At 34.1% G+C, this 19,102-nt stretch carries 19 protein-coding genes; 8 read left to right on the top strand and 11 right to left on the bottom strand.

Annotated features, from left to right (window positions below; all coding sequences use genetic code 11):
- Window positions 1–5: 5 nt before the first annotated feature.
- Window positions 6–2,249: a replication restart helicase PriA gene (gene priA, locus O5633_RS11320; protein WP_269609851.1), complete on the bottom strand. Its 2,244-nt coding sequence runs from the start codon at window positions 2,247–2,249 to the stop codon at window positions 6–8.
- Between the two features lie 414 nt (window positions 2,250–2,663).
- Here priA and rpoD point away from each other — a divergent pair, with 414 nt between their 5' ends.
- Window positions 2,664–3,926 (top strand): RNA polymerase sigma factor RpoD, encoded by a 1,263-nt coding sequence (gene rpoD, locus O5633_RS11315; protein WP_269609849.1) that lies wholly within the window; start codon window positions 2,664–2,666, stop codon window positions 3,924–3,926.
- A gap of 158 nt (window positions 3,927–4,084) precedes the next feature.
- A complete protein-coding gene (gene hemC, locus O5633_RS11310; protein ID WP_269609848.1) occupies window positions 4,085–5,032 on the top strand; it encodes a hydroxymethylbilane synthase in 948 nt (315 codons plus the stop codon).
- 14 nt (window positions 5,033–5,046) lie between these two features.
- On the opposite strand, the gene O5633_RS11305 is transcribed toward hemC, so the two are convergent.
- On the bottom strand, window positions 5,047–5,634 hold the full coding sequence (locus tag O5633_RS11305) for an inorganic diphosphatase (RefSeq protein ID WP_269609847.1): 588 nt from the start codon (window positions 5,632–5,634) through the stop codon (window positions 5,047–5,049).
- A gap of 127 nt (window positions 5,635–5,761) precedes the next feature.
- Window positions 5,762–7,291 carry a carboxypeptidase M32 gene (locus O5633_RS11300; protein ID WP_269609846.1) on the bottom strand — a complete coding sequence of 510 codons (1,530 nt, stop codon included), beginning with the start codon at window positions 7,289–7,291 and terminating at the stop codon, window positions 5,762–5,764.
- Window positions 7,292–7,523: 232 nt separating this feature from the next.
- Here O5633_RS11300 and O5633_RS11295 point away from each other — a divergent pair, with 232 nt between their 5' ends.
- Genes O5633_RS11295 through O5633_RS11280 form a run of 4 tightly spaced genes read left to right on the top strand, consistent with a single transcriptional unit; the run spans window position 7,524 to window position 10,961 of the window.
- Window positions 7,524–7,985: a secondary thiamine-phosphate synthase enzyme YjbQ gene (locus tag O5633_RS11295; RefSeq protein WP_269609843.1), complete on the top strand. Its 462-nt coding sequence runs from the start codon at window positions 7,524–7,526 to the stop codon at window positions 7,983–7,985.
- Window positions 7,986–8,004: 19 nt separating this feature from the next.
- A complete protein-coding gene (locus tag O5633_RS11290; protein ID WP_269609842.1) occupies window positions 8,005–8,292 on the top strand; it encodes a 4a-hydroxytetrahydrobiopterin dehydratase in 288 nt (95 codons plus the stop codon).
- A gap of 25 nt (window positions 8,293–8,317) precedes the next feature.
- Window positions 8,318–9,346, top strand: coding sequence for a CobW family GTP-binding protein (locus tag O5633_RS11285; protein ID WP_269609840.1), 1,029 nt, complete (start codon window positions 8,318–8,320; stop codon window positions 9,344–9,346).
- Complete coding sequence (locus tag O5633_RS11280; RefSeq protein WP_420063617.1) at window positions 9,327–10,961, top strand: ABC transporter permease; 1,635 nt, start codon at window positions 9,327–9,329, stop codon at window positions 10,959–10,961. The genes O5633_RS11285 and O5633_RS11280 overlap by 20 nt, the downstream gene beginning before the upstream one ends.
- Window positions 10,962–10,969: 8 nt before the next feature.
- Here the strand turns inward: O5633_RS11280 and O5633_RS11275 are convergent, their stop codons facing one another.
- The 4 genes from O5633_RS11275 to O5633_RS11260 form a co-directional block, all read right to left on the bottom strand.
- On the bottom strand, window positions 10,970–11,884 hold the full coding sequence (locus O5633_RS11275) for a lysylphosphatidylglycerol synthase transmembrane domain-containing protein (protein WP_269609836.1): 915 nt from the start codon (window positions 11,882–11,884) through the stop codon (window positions 10,970–10,972).
- A gap of 50 nt (window positions 11,885–11,934) precedes the next feature.
- Window positions 11,935–13,152 carry a nickel pincer cofactor biosynthesis protein LarC gene (larC, locus tag O5633_RS11270; protein WP_269609834.1) on the bottom strand — a complete coding sequence of 406 codons (1,218 nt, stop codon included), beginning with the start codon at window positions 13,150–13,152 and terminating at the stop codon, window positions 11,935–11,937.
- A gap of 65 nt (window positions 13,153–13,217) precedes the next feature.
- A complete protein-coding gene (locus O5633_RS11265; protein ID WP_269609833.1) occupies window positions 13,218–13,865 on the bottom strand; it encodes a hypothetical protein in 648 nt (215 codons plus the stop codon).
- A gap of 67 nt (window positions 13,866–13,932) precedes the next feature.
- On the bottom strand, window positions 13,933–14,271 hold the full coding sequence (locus O5633_RS11260; protein WP_269609831.1) for a hypothetical protein: 339 nt from the start codon (window positions 14,269–14,271) through the stop codon (window positions 13,933–13,935).
- Between the two features lie 57 nt (window positions 14,272–14,328).
- Between O5633_RS11260 and xth the strand changes: the two genes are divergently transcribed.
- Together xth and hemL are read left to right on the top strand one after the other, a co-directional pair.
- The gene (gene xth, locus O5633_RS11255) at window positions 14,329–15,156 is read left to right on the top strand and encodes an exodeoxyribonuclease III (protein WP_269609829.1); all 828 of its coding nucleotides are present in this window, start codon (window positions 14,329–14,331) and stop codon (window positions 15,154–15,156) included.
- Between the two features lie 269 nt (window positions 15,157–15,425).
- Window positions 15,426–16,721 carry a glutamate-1-semialdehyde 2,1-aminomutase gene (gene hemL / locus O5633_RS11250; RefSeq protein WP_269609828.1) on the top strand — a complete coding sequence of 432 codons (1,296 nt, stop codon included), beginning with the start codon at window positions 15,426–15,428 and terminating at the stop codon, window positions 16,719–16,721.
- Between the two features lie 60 nt (window positions 16,722–16,781).
- Here hemL and O5633_RS11245 read toward each other — a convergent pair whose 3' ends face one another.
- From O5633_RS11245 to O5633_RS11230, 4 genes are all read right to left on the bottom strand, one after another.
- Window positions 16,782–17,585, bottom strand: coding sequence for a prohibitin family protein (locus O5633_RS11245; protein WP_269609827.1), 804 nt, complete (start codon window positions 17,583–17,585; stop codon window positions 16,782–16,784).
- Window positions 17,586–17,722: 137 nt separating this feature from the next.
- Complete coding sequence (locus O5633_RS11240) at window positions 17,723–17,917, bottom strand: hypothetical protein (RefSeq protein WP_269609826.1); 195 nt, start codon at window positions 17,915–17,917, stop codon at window positions 17,723–17,725.
- Between the two features lie 41 nt (window positions 17,918–17,958).
- Window positions 17,959–18,456, bottom strand: a complete 498-nt coding sequence (locus O5633_RS11235) for a YajQ family cyclic di-GMP-binding protein (protein ID WP_269609825.1) — start codon at window positions 18,454–18,456, stop codon at window positions 17,959–17,961.
- A 121-nt stretch (window positions 18,457–18,577) separates the two neighbouring features.
- The gene (locus tag O5633_RS11230) at window positions 18,578–19,096 is read right to left on the bottom strand and encodes a DNA recombination-mediator protein A (protein ID WP_269609823.1); all 519 of its coding nucleotides are present in this window, start codon (window positions 19,094–19,096) and stop codon (window positions 18,578–18,580) included.
- Window positions 19,097–19,102: the final 6 nt, after the last annotated feature.

Below are 19,102 nucleotides of genomic sequence, written 5' to 3'. Positions count from 1 at the left end.
GCTACTCATAGTTGTAGAGGGTCAGGATCAATAGAAAGGCTTACTCCTTTTGGTAATTCTTTCCATAATTCAGGTCCATAAGGAATTGGAATTTGGCTTAACTCGGGTCCATATACAAGAAGTTGCCAACGGCTTTTACCTGCCACCCTCTCAACTAATGAAGGTGCTGGACCAACCAATTTCCAATCTTTTGCACTGCAAATATTCCTGATTTTTGATGAGACATGAAATGCTGCTTTTGATGTACTCTCTGAAGATTCTCCTGAGAACCTTAATAAGCATGCTCGACTATACGGAACCATCGAAGCTTCTTTTCTGGTCTTTTCCTCTTTTTTCAAAAACTCTTCGTACCTCCCGTCAATTAAATGAAGAATAACAGGATGATCAGGACAATAAGTTTGCACTACAACCTTCCCAGGTTGCTCACCACGTCCAGCACGACCAGCCAATTGCATAAAAAGTTGAAGAGTTTCTTCAGTAGCCATTAAATCAGGACGATGCAATAAACCATCTGCTGCTAGGACGACAGCAAGAGTTACTTTTGGTAAGTCCATACCCTTAGAGAGCATCTGAGTACCTACTAAAATATCGGCATCACCATCAGCAAATCTTTTAAGCAACAATCTATGGCCATCACGACCTCTAGTTGTATCTCTATCAAACCTTAATAAACTTATACCCTCAAGTTCTCTTTCTAAATGATCCATAACTCTTTGTGTTCCAGTCCCGAAAGGTTTAAAAGCATTTGAACCACATTCTCCACATTTATCACTAATTCTCGAACGAAAGTCACACCAATGACAACGTAGCCATTGATTCCCCTCTTTGGAACGATGTACAGTAAGTGCAACGTCACAATGTGGGCACTGAACGACCTCTCCACAACTACGGCAACTTAGAAAACTACTATACCCACGTCTAGGGACTAAAATGATCGTTTGATTTCCGCTCTCTTTTATATTCAAAAGTTGTTTTTTTAGATATCTACTAATTAAGCTGCGATTTCCAATAGCTAATTCTTCACGCATGTCTACAACATTAACCGTTGGTGATTTACGATTCAAAATGCGTTGATTTAATTTCGCAACAGCTATGTTGCCATTGGGTTTTATATTTTTCCAAATAGTTAAAGATGGAGTTGCTGTTCCAAGTATTACTTTAGCTCCGATTTTTTTTGCTCTATGAATTGCCAAATCTCTTGCATGATAGCAAGGCATTGGGGATTCTTGTTTATAAGAGCTATCATGTTCTTCATCAAGAACTATCAATCCTAAGTTGGATAATGGTAGAAAAATAGCTGAGCGAGTCCCAATGAAAACGCTAGGTATTGTAGTTTCTAAAGATCTCTTCCATGTCTCAATTTTTTCTTTATTAGAACAATTACTATGATATTCAAAAACATTTAATCCAAATCTCTTTCGAAAGCGATCAACTAATTGTGGTACCAATCCAATTTCGGGAGTAAGTATAAGGCAATGTCTACCTGACGATAACTCGAGTGCTGCTATTTGAAGGTATACCTCAGTCTTACCCGATCCAGTAACACCCCAAAGTAAGAGAGCTGACCCGTTTGAAAGAGAATCATATTTTTCTTTTGCTAATTTTTGCTCTAACGTTAAAGATTGAGGATCCTCAATTTTTAAAAATTTTTTCTTATTAGGTTCTTCATCACCAAGAGTTTTAGAAAGAAAAAAACGTTTTTCTCTTTCTCCCCAACCAGATAAGACAAAGTTTCTAATCAATCCCGAAGAAAATCCTTCAGCTTCCAAATCTTTTTGCCATTTTCCCCCTCCATTTAAGAGAAGATTTTTCTTCAACTCAATCTGTCGATTTGATATCTTTTCCTCATGATTATTACTGGATAATTTTACCCACCAAAGTTTTTTTGACCTATTCGAAAGCTTCGACCTTCCCAACCAACTAGAAGGTAAAGCGGTCTTAAGCATCTGAAAATCACTTACATATAATTCATGGGCGATTTCTTCTAACCACTCTCTCCATTCTTTTTTTATAGCTGCTTTTTGAACCAATGTTTCTACATCATTAAATGAAATATTATTTAAATTTCCCTTTAAACAAGTAATGTCTTTTTTCATCTTCTTAACGACCAAGCCCTGCATAAGTTGACCTTTTAAACGCACTGTCACCACATCGCCTAAATCAATATCTAAATTTTTTCCATCTTTATAAGAAAAACATCGTCCTTCACGACCAACATGTAACCAAATATCAAAGACAAAGAGATTCATATCATTTTTAATACTTGCCGACTTAAGAAATTTTTTCTACCATTGGATTGTGAACAGCTTTAAAGCTGTTGTGGAAATTGCAAAATTCCACCCAGAGGGAAGACTAGAAGCTTTATCAAGAACAGGAAAAATCCGATTCTGAAATAAGCCGGTCTGAGAAATCCCCTGACATCCTTGCTTACAAATCTCCATTACTCAACAAAACATTCATCATAATTTCAAGTCCGTATTGATGTCATGTGATTTTTCGCAAGATTTATCACGATTAAGGACATTCTCAAATTAGAGTGTTTTTGTTGAATTTTACAAATTAAATAGTTTTTCCTGAAATATCATCTCTAGGAGATTCCGACCATTTTTTTTTCGGGTAATAACCTGAGCTCTGCAAAAGACCACAAAACCATCGAGAAAATCATGTTAAAGGAAAAAATGACATCTAAAAATATTTCTCTTAATCAAGAAAATAAAAACAATTCCAAAAAAATTAAAAAAACAGCCGCCAAAGTAAACGTGACTAAAGAAACCCTAACTCTTCCTCAAGAATCTTCAAATGATCTGAAAATTGATTTAGATCTGGAGGCGGATAGATTAATTGCTGAAGCAACTAAAGTAACTGATGCAGATATCGAATTAGATGATGATGACGATAATGCTTCAGTGTTATCGAGTGCTCAAGAAGCAGCAGCTAAAGCTTTAGCAAGTATAAAAATAGGACCAAAAGGTGTTTACACAGAAGACTCGATCAGAGTGTATCTACAAGAAATTGGTCGAATAAGACTTCTCAGGCCAGACGAAGAAATTGAATTGGCCAGAAAGATAGCTGATCTTCTTCAATTAGAGGAGGAAGCTGCCCAATTTGAAAGTGAGAATGGCCATTTCCCATCAGTGAAAGAATGGGCAGTTCTTGCAGAGATGCCATTAACTCGCTTTCGCAGGCGATTGATGCTTGGTAGACGAGCGAAAGAAAAAATGGTGCAATCGAATCTAAGATTAGTAGTTTCAATAGCCAAGAAATATATGAATAGAGGTTTGTCTTTTCAAGATCTTATTCAAGAAGGAAGTCTTGGTCTCATTCGTGCAGCTGAAAAATTTGATCATGAGAAAGGCTATAAATTCTCAACTTATGCTACCTGGTGGATCAGGCAGGCTATTACTAGAGCAATTGCAGATCAAAGCAGAACAATTCGTTTGCCTGTACATTTGTACGAAACAATTTCACGGATCAAGAAAACCACTAAAGTGTTAAGTCAAGAATTTGGAAGGAAACCAACAGAGGAAGAAATCGCCGAAAGCATGGAAATGACGATTGAGAAACTCAGATTCATCGCCAAAAGCGCTCAGCTCCCCATTTCTCTTGAGACTCCTATTGGTAAAGAAGAAGATTCTAGACTTGGTGACTTTATTGAAGCAGATATAGAAAATCCTGAACAAGATGTAGCAAAAACCCTTTTAAGAGAGGATTTGGAGGGTGTTCTTGCTACATTAAGTCCCAGAGAAAGGGATGTTCTAAGACTTCGTTATGGCTTAGACGATGGAAGGATGAAAACCCTTGAAGAAATTGGACAGATTTTTGATGTAACTAGAGAGAGGATTAGACAAATAGAGGCCAAGGCTCTCAGAAAACTCCGTCATCCAAATAGAAACGGGGTTCTTAAAGAATATATCAAGTTAAATTAAAAAAATTAAACCATTACCTTTATTTTTTCAAGCAACAAATACAAATAATTGTTTAGATCATAGATTTCATTTCACATCAACCTTATTAAATTATTTTCCAAGAATTTTAATTTGGTAAGGTTGACTGCTTAAGGTAAAGAAATAGAAAATATTTGCTAATGACACTAGACCAACTGCGCATCGCCTCTCGCCGAAGCCAGCTGGCCATGGTTCAAACGAACTGGGTACGAGATGAACTACAAAAAGCCCATCCTGATCTTGCTATCACTATCGAAGCAATGGCTACTCAGGGTGACAAAATACTTGATGTGGCATTAGCAAAAATAGGAGATAAAGGTCTTTTCACTAAAGAACTTGAAGCTCAAATGCTTGTTGGTCATGCCGAAATTGCGGTCCACTCACTAAAAGATTTACCTACTAATCTTCCAGAGGGATTAATTCTTGGCTGCATAACAGAAAGAGAGGATCCTTCAGACGCGTTAGTCGTTAATGAGAAAAATCAAATTCACAAACTAGAGACTCTGCCAGAAGGTTCTGTAGTGGGGACTAGTTCCTTAAGAAGGCTTGCTCAATTGCGATACCATTATCCACATCTTGTTTTCAAAGATGTACGAGGAAATGTGATTACACGATTAGAAAAGCTTGACTCAGGAGAATATGACTGTCTTATCTTGGCTGCTGCTGGATTGCAAAGGCTTGGTTTTGCTAATCGAATACATCAGTTGATTCCAACAGATATTTCACTCCATGCTGTGGGACAGGGAGCTCTTGGTATTGAATGTGTAAGTGGTCAACAAGAGGTACTAGATATTTTAAAAACACTTGAACACGAGTCAACATCTAAAAGATGTTTAGCAGAAAGGTCTTTCCTCAGAGAGCTTGAAGGAGGATGTCAAGTTCCAATAGGCGTTAGAACTGAAATTAACAACGATGAATTAATTCTTGAAGGAATGGTCGCAAGTTTAGATGGTAAAAGATTAATTAGAGATACAAAAAAAGGATCGGTAAGCTCTGCAGAGGAAATAGGAATAGACTTAGCCAATGAATTAAAAGGCCGTGGTGCAGGAGAAATATTAGAAGAGATTTTCAAGTCTGCGAGGGCCTAAATCATTCAAACAGTTTAATTAATTAAATTAGGATCTATTTCAGATAAGTAACGCTTCTCGCAGGATTTGATAATCTCAACTGCTTTTTCAACACCAAAGAAGCCATTTACAGTACAAGTTCCTGGTTTTTTAAGATCTTTATAATGCTCCCAATAATAAGTTGTTTCCTTAATCCAATGCTTTCCTAATTGTTCAAAGCTTTTTATGTGATCCATCCTCTTATCATCGGCTATTACGCCAATAACTTTGTCGTCAACTTCACCTCCATCATCAAAGGTCATTATTCCTATAATCCTTGCTTCAATAATTGAACCGGGTACTAACGGCTCTGTAACATTCACAATTTCGATATCTAACGGATCGCCGTCTTCATCCCATGTACGTGGAAGACATCCATAAGCGAAAGGGTAGGCGAGGGACGAATATCCAACTCGATCAAGCTTTAGATGCCCTGTTTCAGTAATAAGCTCGTATTTATTTATTGTGTTTGAATTCAACTCAACGATTGTGTTGACTCTATGTTCAGATTCATTGGCAAACGCAGGTAAGACATGAAGCAGATTAGGCATTGTTCTGCTAGGTGCTTGATCAAGGTTAGCCATAGTATTTTTTTATGTTCTTACATGGTAAATCAACGCAGTAAATGCAAATGAAGTTCTTGTAAATAATTTAGAAAAATTTCAACAAAAAATATGCTTTACGTAGTTTTTATCCTAATAAATGTATATTTTAATTAGAGATTCGAGAAAGCTTTTCAAGTTTATTGTCTAAGTATTCAAGAAAATAATTTGGTGATAATGTTGCTCCAGAGACCTTCTTTACAAGTTCCTCTGAATCCAAACTTCTCCCATGATGATGAACATTTTTGCGAAGCCACCCCAATATTTTACTGATTTCATTCGCTTCAATAATATTTTCAATTTTTCCTAAATCTTCTTCAAGAGTTTTTGTTAACTGAGCGCTAATAAGATGACCAAGCAAATAAGAAGGGAAATAACCAAACATCCCCTCACTCCAGTGAACATCTTGCAAACATCCTTCAGTATCATTTTCTGGCGAAACACCTAGAAGGTCCAAATACCTTTTATTCCATTCATTAGGCAGATCTTCTACAGAAAGCCCTCTCTCTAGAAGATCAATTTCCAAGTCAGTCCTAATCATTATGTGCAAGCCATAACTAAGTTCATCAGCCTCTACTCGATTCAACCCGGGAGTAAATGGATTTAGATTGATCCATAAATCATTTCCAGAATGAATTGGAGCACCTGCATTCTCAAAATGATGCCAAAAAGACTTTGCAAATGAAAAGCTCCTAGCAATTCTATTTTCCCAAAATAGAGATTGACTCTCATGAACAGCCATAGAAGTTGCTTGACCTAATGGCCATGCAAACCATTGGTGACTTTCAGAAGGCAAGCCTTGTTCATACAGAGAATGTCCCCACTCATGGGCAGTAGCTAATAAGCAAGAAAGTGGCTGACCTTTAACTATTCGAGTCGTAATTCGATAATCATCCGGACCTAAAGTTATTGAAAATGGATGAGGGGACTTAGCTATAGCTGTATTAGAAGGATCCCTAGACCAATCATTTAAAAGTATTTGACAGAGCTTTTCTTGATCGTTATTTGCTAAATCCCATTTTTTACTCTTTTTATTAGTTATTGTCGCAGCCTTCCGAATCAATTCTGGCAATCTTTTTTTTAAAGGTTCAAATAGTTCGCTTACACGATTAATCGTTAAGTTCGGTTCAAAAGGCTGAGCAAGTGTCTCCCAGCAACTTCTTTGTTCACAGAGCTGATTGGATTGTTCTGTTCGTAGTGAAATTAATTTCTTGAGAGCTGGAGTAAAACTTTTGAAGTCATTATTTTTCCTAGCTTCCTGCCAACACATATAACCTTCAGACTTTGCTGTTGCAAGCTCAACAACCAATTTAGGATCCAATCTTTTTTGTCTATTGAAATCTTGCTCAAGCAACTCAATATTCTTAAACCTATCTGTCATAAGTTCTGATCCAAAATCGTCTTTCTCTTTTAAATTTTGAAGTTCAGATTTTGCTTCTTTTATTAAAATTTCGAACTGTTCAGAACTTTGTCTTGCATGAAGTTGCTTAGCTAAAAGACTTAATTGCTCACCTCTCCAAGTAGAACCAGCAATAGGCATAGATGTATTTTGATCCCAGTAGAGAGTGCTTTGTATAGATCCCAACAACTGCGTATCTTTTAGGTAATCACCCAAAAGCTGCCAAGCAGACTTTGACAACGTATTCCATTTGATATTTGTTTAATTCTAATATCAAATTGATGAAAATAGATTCATATTTGATCAATTTAAAATAATTTAAATTATAAGTTCTTAATTAAATTATTCATTATTTAAAAAAAAAAAAAATTATATCTTTTTTTATATGATCGGATTCAAAATAGTTTAACTTAATAGAAAAGGAACAAGCCTGTTAGTATTTAGTGTAGTCAGGTCAAACAGTTTATTAGCAATGGAACAGATTTTATCTACTTTAAATTTTGAGACGAGGGGTGAAGGTTTTACTGATATTACAAAAGACATTAATGATTGGATCCAATATAAAAAGTTTCAAAAAGGAATACTTCTTATTTTTCTAAAGCATACAAGCTGTAGTTTAATTATAAATGAAAATGCGGATATTAATGTTCTAAAAGACCTATCAGCATACATGAAAGCTATTGTCCCAGAGAAGGGATTATATCCTATTGACAGAAGTAGTGGAAAAATAGAATATCTTCATTCACAAGAAGGTTTAGACGATATGCCTGCTCATATAAGAACAATGCTTACTTCAAATAATTTAAGCTTCAGTGTTTCTGATGGTGCATTAAAAATAGGCTTATGGCAAGGAATTTACATATGGGAACATAGGACGTCAAATAAATCAAGGTCATTACAATTGCATGCAATTGGTGATTTTGATTTAAATTAAAATTAAATATAAAAAACTCATGACTTCCTTATTAGAACAACATCAACTAGATTATTTTATAGAAAAGAATCCTTCTTGGTTAATAGATAATAAAACGATAAAGAGAGAATTTAAATTTGATAATTTCATTGATGCTTTTGGCTTTATGAGTAAGGTTGCTCTTTTATCAGAAAAAATGGGTCATCATCCTGATTGGCAGAATACATATAATAAAGTTAAGATCAATCTAACTACTCATGACAAAGGTGGAATTACTACTAACGACATCAAGCTTGCTGAGTCTATTGATAAATTAATCAATACCTAATGTATCATTACTTACTTCCATTAAAATGAACACAAATGAATCTAATATTAAAGAAAATATAGTTTCCAAAACTAATATTCCTATTACAATTATATCAGGATTTTTAGGATCAGGAAAAACAACTTTATTAAATCATATCCTTACTAATCAGAAAGGTATAAAGACAGCTGTATTGGTTAACGAATTTGGTGAAATAGGAATTGATAATGAGTTAATAATTAAGACTAAAGAAGAAATGATAGAGCTAAGTAATGGATGTATTTGTTGTTCTATAAATGGTGAGTTAGTAGAAGCAATAGAAAAATTAATTACTGTCAACAAGAAGTTAGACTATATTATTATTGAAACTACAGGATTAGCTGATCCTCTTCCAGTCGTAATGACATTACTTGGAAGTGAGTTAAGAGATCAAATAAGATTAGACTCTATTATAACTTTAATTGATGCTGAGAATTTTAATGATGTTGCCTTAGAAAGTTCAATAGGAAGGGCTCAAGTAATCTATAGTGATATAATACTTCTAAATAAATGTGATTTAGTTACTAATAAAAACATAGAAGAAACCATAGAAAAGTTAAAAGAAATAAAAAATGATGTGAGAGTTTTAAAAAGTATTAAAGGGAATATTCCTCTTAATTTATTATTAAGCGTAGGTCTATTTGAAATTGATCTGATAAATCAAAAAGAATCAGCTCATTATCACTCTAATGAACATAAAAATGAACATGAACATGAACATGAACATATTCACTCAGAAGAAGATAATAAAATTGAAGATTTTCTTTCTGTTTCTTTTCATACTAAAGAAGCTTTCTCTCTTAGGAAATTCCAACATTTTTTAGATAATCAATTAAAAAGTAATGTTTTCAGAGCAAAGGGTATCCTTTGGTTCAAGGAAAGTGAAAGAAGACATGTCTTTCACCTTGCTGGTAAAAGAATTTCTATTGAAGATAGTGAATGGGGAGAAGTTAAAAATAATCAACTTGTCTTTATTGGGAAAGAATTAGATAAAGAGAAAATACTCTCTCAATTAAATGAATGTATTGACAAATAATCATAAAATACAAACTTTTAAGAATAAATTGAAGAACATCAAACCCACTAAAAAAGCCTACAAAGAAGAGAAAAATATTAAATTTTCCTATCATCTAATCAGATTGAATAATAGTCGGCACATATTAAAGTTCTTAGTAATTTTATTAACATTTTTTATTTTATGGCCGTTATTTACACTCGTAAGAGAGGGTTTATACGGTATTCAAAAAGGGTCTATCTATTTGACGATAAACAATATTAATGAAATAAAAGGAACAGTATTATTATTAATTCTTTCTCTAACTTTAGGAGGATTTTTAGGAGTAGCTAATGGTTGGATTTTAGCCAATTGCCATTTCAAAGGGAGAAAAGTTCTTAGGGTTTGCCAACTAATTCCTTTCGCAACTCCAGCGTATCTTTTAGCAGCTACATTCATTGACCTCGGTAGCATAAATTCCATCAGAATAACCGGTATGTTGTGGGGTGTAGTAATAATGGCATTCACAACCTATCCATATGTATTTCTACTAAGTTCAGAAAGTTTTGAGAAAGGTGGTAGAAAGCAAATTGAGGCATGCAGAACTCTTGGGATAGGTCCTTGGAAAAGTTTTTTTAGAATTTCTCTGCCAATAGCAATTCCCTCAATTACTGCTGGGTTAGCTTTAATGGCAATGGAAATCATAAATGAATTAGGTGCCGTTCAACTTTTAAATATTCCAAGTATTTCTGCTGGAATACTTGAGAGTTGGGTAGAGGAGGGGGAGCCTTCAGGTGCCATTGCTCTTGCCTTATTTGCTCTGATTTTAGTTTTTTTATTAGTTGCAATTGAACGCAAATCAAGAGAAAGAAGTAAACGATGGACAGACGGGATAAGTAGTGGAGGCTCACCAAAATGGGAGTTAAAAGGTATTAATCTATTCTTTGCTCAAGTTATAACCATTACTCCTCCAATTCTTACATTGGGTATTCCAATTACTTGGGCAATAATAAATATTGATCAGATGAATCAAGGCTTCAATACAGATTTAATTGGATTAACTATTAGAAGCTTTGGCTTAGCTTTAGTTGTTTCATTAATAACGATATTTATATCATTGGTTTTATCAATTTCCAAGAGATGGCAAAATCATCAATGGCTCAATATATTTACCTTCTTATCCAGTATTGGCTATGCAATTCCTGGATCTGTTTTAGCCCTTGCTCTTCTTTCCTTTAAAGGAAGTATCTGGCAAATAAACATATTAAGCTTACTAATCTGGGGGTATACCATTCGATTCCTAGCTGTTTCAAAAGGTGCACTTGATGCTGGCCTTGAGAGGGTTTCACCAAATATAGATAATGCAGCCATAAATCTTGGGAAGAGCTGGTCAGAGGTCCTTTTCAAAATACATCTACCACTTCTTAGAGGGCCTATGTTGGTAGGTGCACTTCTGGTTTTTGTTGACACAATAAAGGAATTACCACTAACTTTTATATTAAGACCATTTGATTTTGATACACTTTCAGTACGAATATTCCAATATGCAGGAGATGAAAGAGTAGCAGAATCTATCTTACCTTCATTGATAATAATTTGTCTGGGGTTAATAGCCTCTATGGCCTTAATACCAAGCTTAAATAACAGAAGTAATTAACATAGAATTTAAACTTTAAATAATTTTTTTACTGGATAAATTAAAGCTGCTAAGATATCAGAGATTGTTGAAACAAGACGATAGAAAAGCAATGAAGCCAAGAGAGGTGCTTCTGGTAAATGGGAACCAAGGCTATATAGAATCACAGATTCAAAGACACCTAAACCCCCTGGTGCTGCAGGTACTATAAGGCCAATTATCCATGCTAAAGAAAAGGTAGATATTAATTGACCCTGAGAAATTAATGACCCAATAGAAAATGCATTCATACAACATAAAAAACCCAGAAAGCGAGATAAAACAAATATAATTTCTACAAATAATGGTTTATAGGGATAAAACATCCTTATTGAAATATTCTGATTATTTTTAGCTAATTCTCTATCTTTAGGTTGATCAATCTTAATTAAAAAATTTGCCTTCATTGCAGACAATTTTTTAATTAAAAATTGTCTAAATACTGGCAAAAAGAATAAAGTAGATGACCAGCAAAATATAAAGATTAATATATTATAACTCGCAAAAGGTATAAAAATTAGACCTGCAACCAGCATTAACAATGGTTCCAATAAAATAGATTCTATTGATTTTTCAGTTGATAATTCCAATCGCAAAGTATTAAATCTAGATACAAAATGCCATATCCCTCCAGGTAAATATTTATATATATTTGAAGCCAAAAATATTTTTATTATATTCAACTTATTAGTATTACAACCAATGTTATTTATTAGAAGTTTCCATGCATATGCGTTAATAATTATACTTAAAAAACTAATTAAAACAGCTCCTAATAACCATAAGATCTGTTGCCTACCAATTGTCTGATTAGATAAAGACTCAAGATTTCCATATATTGAAGTACCAAGAAATGCAAAACAAATTAATGTTATCAAAAGTTTAATATTGATTTTAGAGATCATTACTAAAACAATATTATTTCTTATAATTTGAATCATATTAACATTAAGTGTCAAAAAGACCACTCATCTAATTCATAAAATCCTGATAATTCTATGATTAATTTCTGACGTATCTCTTCTATTGGAATTCCTGTATTTAATGTTATTCGAGTCAAGTCTTTATGTTCTATTTTTATTGAAATCTGTCCATTCGGTCTTATCACTTGTTTAATATTAACTGTCCCAAAAGTAGTTTCATGACTCACTGTTCTTCTTGGAAGTATCCAGCGGCTAATGTTATTTTCTCTTATTCCAATTGTAGTACTATAATTAAACCAAACTTCCCTAAGTAAATTTTTATACTTAGGGTAGACAATAGCTTGTATACATATACCTTTTCTATTTTTTTTCATGTCGACCGAATAACAAATAACATCTATAGCACCTGCAGACCTTAACCTTTCGATTAAAACCGCAACATCTTCAGGTGTGGAATCATCAATCCAGGCCTCCTGAGAAATTATAGTTTCATATGAAGGTTTTTTATTTTCAATATAATAATCATCTATTAGCAGAACTCGTAAAAAATTAGGTCGACAAATATTTTTAGTTCCTAATCCTACACCAATTTTTTCAATTTTTATTTTATCCGGTTTATCAAAATTATCTATAAAAGTTGCTATCAATGCGATTCCAGTTGGGGTCGTTATTTCACCAAAATATATATCATCAAGCAACGTTAATGGGATTTTTTTTTGCCTTGCTATCTCTAGAACTGTAGGTACTGGGACAGGCAGAGGGCCATGTGAAGTCGATACGATTCCTTTCCCGGAAGGTGGATTTGAAAAATAAATCTTGTGTGGCTTTAAAAAATCTATAGCAGAGCAAACATTAACAACATCAAGTATGGAATCAATTGAACCTACTTCATGAAAATGAACGTCTGAAATTTGATTCCCATGAACAATTGCTTCTGCTTCTGCAAGAATTTCAAAAACCCTAATAGACTTTTTCTTCACATAATCATTAAGGTTTGAGCCGAGAAGCAAGTTTTTTATATCATTAAGACTTTTATATAATTCCTTAAATTGAATTTCAGTTTTTGTACAGACAATTCCTTTGATACCTTCACTATCTCCCACATTGAATTTGAAGTTATAATTTTTATCTATATTTAAACTTACTAAATTATCCAAGAAAATATATTTTGGAACACCTAAATCAAATAATGCTGATGCGAGCATATCTCCAGATATACCAAGGCTACAATCAATAAAAATAGATTTCATTTATAAGTAAATTTACAATCAGTTTTATAACTAGAATACATTGATATAAGTTTTTTTTAATAAGGCTAATTTTTATTTCTTAAGATTTTTCTACTTTTATTTTTTATTTGTTGTTGAGAAAGAGGGCCTATTATTTTAAAATCCTCAACCAAAAGTTGATAGTCAACACGACGAACATCAAGACTAATAAAATGTTTTAAGTAATTAATAGGAACTTCACCTTTAAGATTTACTTTAAAAGGTAAAGCTTTCTTTTGCTGATTTCTTGGCTTTTGACGAATTTTTATCACTACCTCCTTTTCTTCTGGCTTAGTAAAAATCAATTCTCCTCTTATTGAAAAATAATCATCACCTTCCAATAGATCATCAGAATCAACATTGAGACTTGAAGCTTCATTCAATCCTTTGCTCTCCACATCATCTTTTTTCAAGGTACTAGGTTCCCAAATCCCTGTGATTTGTAAATGAAGATTTTGATTATTCCTACATCTTGGATATACGACCCAGAGGTGAGGTTTTTCTAGAGAAACGTAGTTACGAATCAAAGTTATGACTCTACCAAGCACAACTGAATCTATTTCATTACCTTTAGAATCAATTAGAGCTCCACGAGTAAAGATGTCATCATCTTGGGGTTTGTAAATGCCTCTAACTAATCCAATTGCCCGGTATTGCAATGGATCAGTTACCGAGGGGATTGGATGGTTCTGCATCTATTTAATAAATAGGCCATGAGTGACCAATCTTAAATTTACCAAAATCTTAAAATAGTATTGTGATTTATTCATTTGGGACATTTTCAAACTCTGACTGATCCAATGCATTGATAGCTTCATCGAGTGCATCTGATGGTGTTGTAGCATTATCCATCGCTCCTGCTTGCTTAAGACGGTTCATCAAATCGAATGGATCTATTGGTAAACCTTGATCAATTTGATCTTCTGTATCAAAAGTACTGTAAATGTCTTTTTTCTCATCAATTGAATAATTTTTTAGTTCTGAAATTCTTATTGTTCTTGAAGTAGAAGAAAAAACTTGCCCTGCCGTAACTAAAATTGGTGCTAAACAAGTGAAAGCCAACAGTAATTGACCATTAATAAAACGTGCAGTTTGGCTCAAAACTAAACTTTCGTCTGAATTTACATAATAATAACTTAAGTAATAAATTTTTAAGTCTTGCTTGTTGCAACCTGGAATGTCAATTCTATTCGTTCAAGAATAGATCATGTCAAAGAATGGCTCGTCACTAACAAGATTGACATTCTTTGCTTACAAGAGACAAAAACAGAAGATAAGTTTTTTCCAATTGAAATTTTTTCAAACCTTGGTTATGAGGTTTCAATCTCTGGGCAAAAGTCTTACAATGGAGTAGCAATAATAAGTCGATTCCCAATTAATAATATCAAGATTGGTTTTAATGAAGTAATCAAGGACCATAAAGATTTAGCTATATTAAATGAGCAAAAAAGAATTATAAGTGCTGAAATTAATGACATTAGAATTATAAATGTTTATGTTCCAAATGGATCATCTATAAATTCAGATAAGTTTTTTTATAAAGAAAAATGGCTAGAATGTCTACAGTTTTATCTAAGAGAAATCAATTCAAATCATCCACCTATATGTTTATTAGGAGACTTTAATATTGCCCCTGAAGATAGAGATATACATACACCAAACAACTATAAAGAATCAATTATGGCTTCTTCAAAAGAAAGAAAATTACTTAGAGATGCTTTAGGAGAGAAATTAGAAGATGTTTTTAGAATTTTTGAACCAGGTGATAAAAATTGGTCTTGGTGGGATTATCGCCATTCAGCCTGGGAAAGAGACAAGGGTTGGCGAATAGATCATATTTACTTAACAGAAGATATTCTTTGTTGTGCCAATAGTTGTTGGATCGACAAAGAGCAAAGATCTAGAGAAAAACCAAGTGACCACGCGCCTGTAGTTGTCGACATTAGCTGGCCTCCTTCAGATGATGAAAATGAATTTTTCTTTTAAAAATTTGGTTTTTTTCTATTTTCAAATCATCACAGAATTAACAAATCAAATATTTACAATCAGCCAAAAAATATTAAATTCGGGTGGCATCATCACCAATAAAGTCAGTCAGCCACTTGTTTTTAGGATTAGACTCATTTATCGAGATGGTCCTATTAAAGATTAAAAAAAAATAACCAGATGCTGAACAGATTCAAAAATTTAGACGAATCAGTCACTTTTAGGCCATTATGGCTGACTGTGTTTATTAGCTCATTCGCTGAGGTGCTGTGACAGACGCGTTGAACACAAAAAGATCTGAAGAAATTTTTGGCTCTGCCAAAAATTTAATGCCTGGTGGAGTCAGTTCACCTGTAAGAGCTTTCAAATCTGTTGAAGGGGATCCAATCGTTTTTGATCGAGTGAAGGGTCCTTATGCCTGGGATGTTGATGGAAACAGATACATCGACTATGTAGGTAGCTGGGGACCCGCGATTTGTGGGCATGCTCACCCAGAGGTAATTTCCGCTCTTCAAGAAACACTTGAAAAAGGTACGAGCTTCGGAGCACCATGTGTGCTCGAGAACAAGCTTGCTGAAATGGTCATAGATGCCGTACCAAGCGTCGAGATGGTTCGCTTTGTTAATAGCGGTACTGAAGCCTGTATGGCTGTTCTTCGTTTAATGAGAGCCTTTACTGGTAGGGACAAAGTTATCAAGTTCGAGGGTTGCTATCACGGGCATGCAGATATGTTTTTGGTGAAAGCAGGCTCAGGAGTAGCAACACTCGGCCTACCAGACTCACCAGGTGTTCCAAGAAGTACAACCGCCAATACGCTTACTGCTCCTTATAACGATCTTGAAGCTGTAAAAGAGCTTTTTGCTGAAAACCCAGATGCCATTTCTGGAGTCATTCTTGAGCCAGTTGTTGGAAATGCAGGCTTCATTACACCTGAACCAGGATTTCTAGAGGGATTGAGAGAGGTAACCCAGGAGAACGGTGCTCTTTTAGTTTTTGATGAAGTAATGACAGGTTTTCGGATCAGCTTTGGAGGCGCGCAAGAGCGTTTTGGAGTAACTCCTGATTTAACCACTATGGGGAAGGTGATTGGGGGAGGACTTCCAGTCGGGGCCTATGGCGGTCGCAAAGAAATCATGTCAATGGTTTCGCCTTCTGGCCCTATGTATCAAGCTGGTACATTGAGCGGTAATCCTCTTGCTATGACAGCCGGAATTAAAACTCTTGAACTTCTTAAGCAAGAAGGTACCTATGAAAAATTAGAAGCTCTTACGAAAAAGCTTGTCGATGGAGTCATTACAGCTGCTAAAGAAGCAAATATTGCCATTTATGGTCAAAGCATTAGCGCAATGTTCGGTTTTTATCTCTGTGAAGGACCAGTTAGAAACTTTGAAGAAGCTAAATCTGCTGATACAAATCGGTTTAGTAAATTGCATAGACTGATGCTTCAAAAAGGTGTTTATTTAGCTCCAAGTGCATTCGAAGCGGGTTTTACATCACTTGCACATTCTGAAGATGATATAAATTCGACAATAAAAGCTTTTCAAGAAAGTTTCTCTGAAATCTAATAAAAAAAATCCAATTTAAATTAATAAATTGGATTTTATATAGTCAATTTTCAAGTCTAATTAATTTTTTCCTCTAACAATTACAGGAACATTTCCTGAACTATTTCCTGGCAATGAAGGAACAACTTGTGTCTCGCCATTCCATTTATCTAAAAACAATTTGAAAAGAACTTGATCATCGAGACTTTTATTTAATGTATCGTATCTAAGAGCTTCTTGCTCTGCTATTTTAACTTCAGTTTGAGCTCTCAATAACTGCTGCTCAGCAATCTGTTTTTGTTCGATAGCTGCTCGATATTCATCAGCGATAGTCAAACCAGTCAAATCAAGTGATTGAACATCAACATAGTCAAACTTATTAAGTTCATCAGCTACTGTTTGCTCAACCAACTCAGAAATATCACTCCAGGAACTTGCTATTGTTACCAACTCATACTTTGAAAAAACAGACTTGAGTGCTTTAAGTAATGATGGTTGAATAATTCTGTTATAAATCTCTCTATCGTTATAAGAGATAGTTTTAAAGACTCTTCCAGCCTCATTAGGCTTTAGAGCATATTTAACAGTGGCCGTGGCAGAAATGACTTGTAGATCTTTGGTTAATGAATCAAACTTTTCAGGTCTAACTTGGGTTTGAACATTAAAAGGATAAGTATTTTGAACAAAAGGTACTTTGAAATTCAAGCCAGGTTTACGTGAGCCACCACTTACTTTTCCTAATGTTGTGACAACTGAAACTTGTCCAGCAGGAACAACGAAAAAGGCTTGAGTAAGAAGTAAAAATCCGGTAAATGAAAGGACGAGTAGAAGAGTTGTTGTTCCACCTGGTCCATTCGGAGTCACATTACGAAATGGAGTTGTCATAAAAAAGATTCTCTAAAGATAATTTTATGTTGATTTAGCAAGTATTGCGAAAATTGTTAGATAGAAAAGATAATAAATTTATTTTTGAATCAGCCAAATTGTCATTTTAATAAATAAAAAGCATCTCTCTTCTTTACCTAAGCCATATCTCTAGCTGTTTTTAAAACCTTCAGATAAAGTTCTTCATCAATCTCCCTAATATCATATTCTGTTGGCATCACCCCATGCTTATGCTCATGGACAATCATCCAACATGTTCTTTCTAATTCTTTTTTTGACTTTCCAGATAAAACAACTGCTTTTTCAGAAAGTCTTTCTATTAATTGCTCCATAACAAAAAATCTTAGTAATAAAGTTTTTAATTATTAATTTACTATCTATAATTTTGAAATTGTAGAGCTATTTCTAAATCATCTTCCTGCTTCTTTATTAAATTAATTGCAGATTGCAAATCATCTTTATTTTTACCTGTAATCCTCAAGCTATCTCCTTGTATTGATACAGTTACTTTCTTCATGTTGTCTCGAACTAACTTACTTAATTTCTTTGAGATTTCTTGAGGCAAGCCTTTCTTTAATTTAACAATTTGCATTACCATATTTCCTCCTATAATTTCAATTTTTTGAAAATCAAATATCTTTAATGATAAATTTCTTTTAGTAGCTTTCTGTAATAAAATATCTTTTACAGCCTCGATTGTCATATCACTTAGAGAGACAATAGATAATTCATCTTCTTTAATATCAATTTTTGTCTTCGAGTCTTTAAGATCATACCTTTGATCGACTTCTCTCCTCAATTGATCAATAGCATTTACTAATTCCTGCTGATCAAATTCTGAAACCACATCAAAAGAATAAGAAGAAGGCATGAAAATTTCCATTTGTTTCCATCATTTTATGAAAAAAAAGCCAAATTGCTTACGAAATATACTTATGAGATATTTCGTAAATTAAAAATATCCAGAAGCAAATAGTTGTCTCTGATTGAAATTAATCAAAAAACATCAAACTCACAACCTTTCCCATATCTTCAGCACTATGGCAACTACTCAATAATGTTTCACTGTCATGGAATGCGAAACAAATCAATTGATCACATCTGTTAATAATTTCTTGATTGCAAAGACTACTTGCCATTGGCAAAGGTAAATCATTATTGTCTTCTTTCTCTATTAGATGTAGAACGCTACCAAGAATATCCTTGACCTCTGCAGTTTGCCTATCAAGAGACTGAGGCAATAAAACAGTTAAGAGAGAGGGATTAACATCTAGAACCGCTCTAATTACTGCAGCATTTACGCCTTGAGAACCTGAAGTAATTATCGAATGACCCTCTTGAGCCAAAGACCGTGCAATTAATTCGACTATATGGATAGATACAACAGGCACATGCCTGCTCCCTAGAAAAGCTATTCTTCTTTTTCCCTCGTTTTTCAACAAGGCCAATTCCTGAGCGAGAGTATCAACTCGTCCCAATGCAGGAAGATCGAGCGATCTGCTCAAGGACATCCTAAT

The organism is Prochlorococcus marinus str. MIT 1013 (assembly GCF_027359395.1).
Lineage (GTDB): Bacteria > Cyanobacteriota > Cyanobacteriia > PCC-6307 > Cyanobiaceae > Prochlorococcus_B > Prochlorococcus_B marinus_E.
The sequence above is the reverse complement of the archived record's forward strand: the minus strand, read 5'-3'. Positions and strand labels throughout refer to the sequence as shown.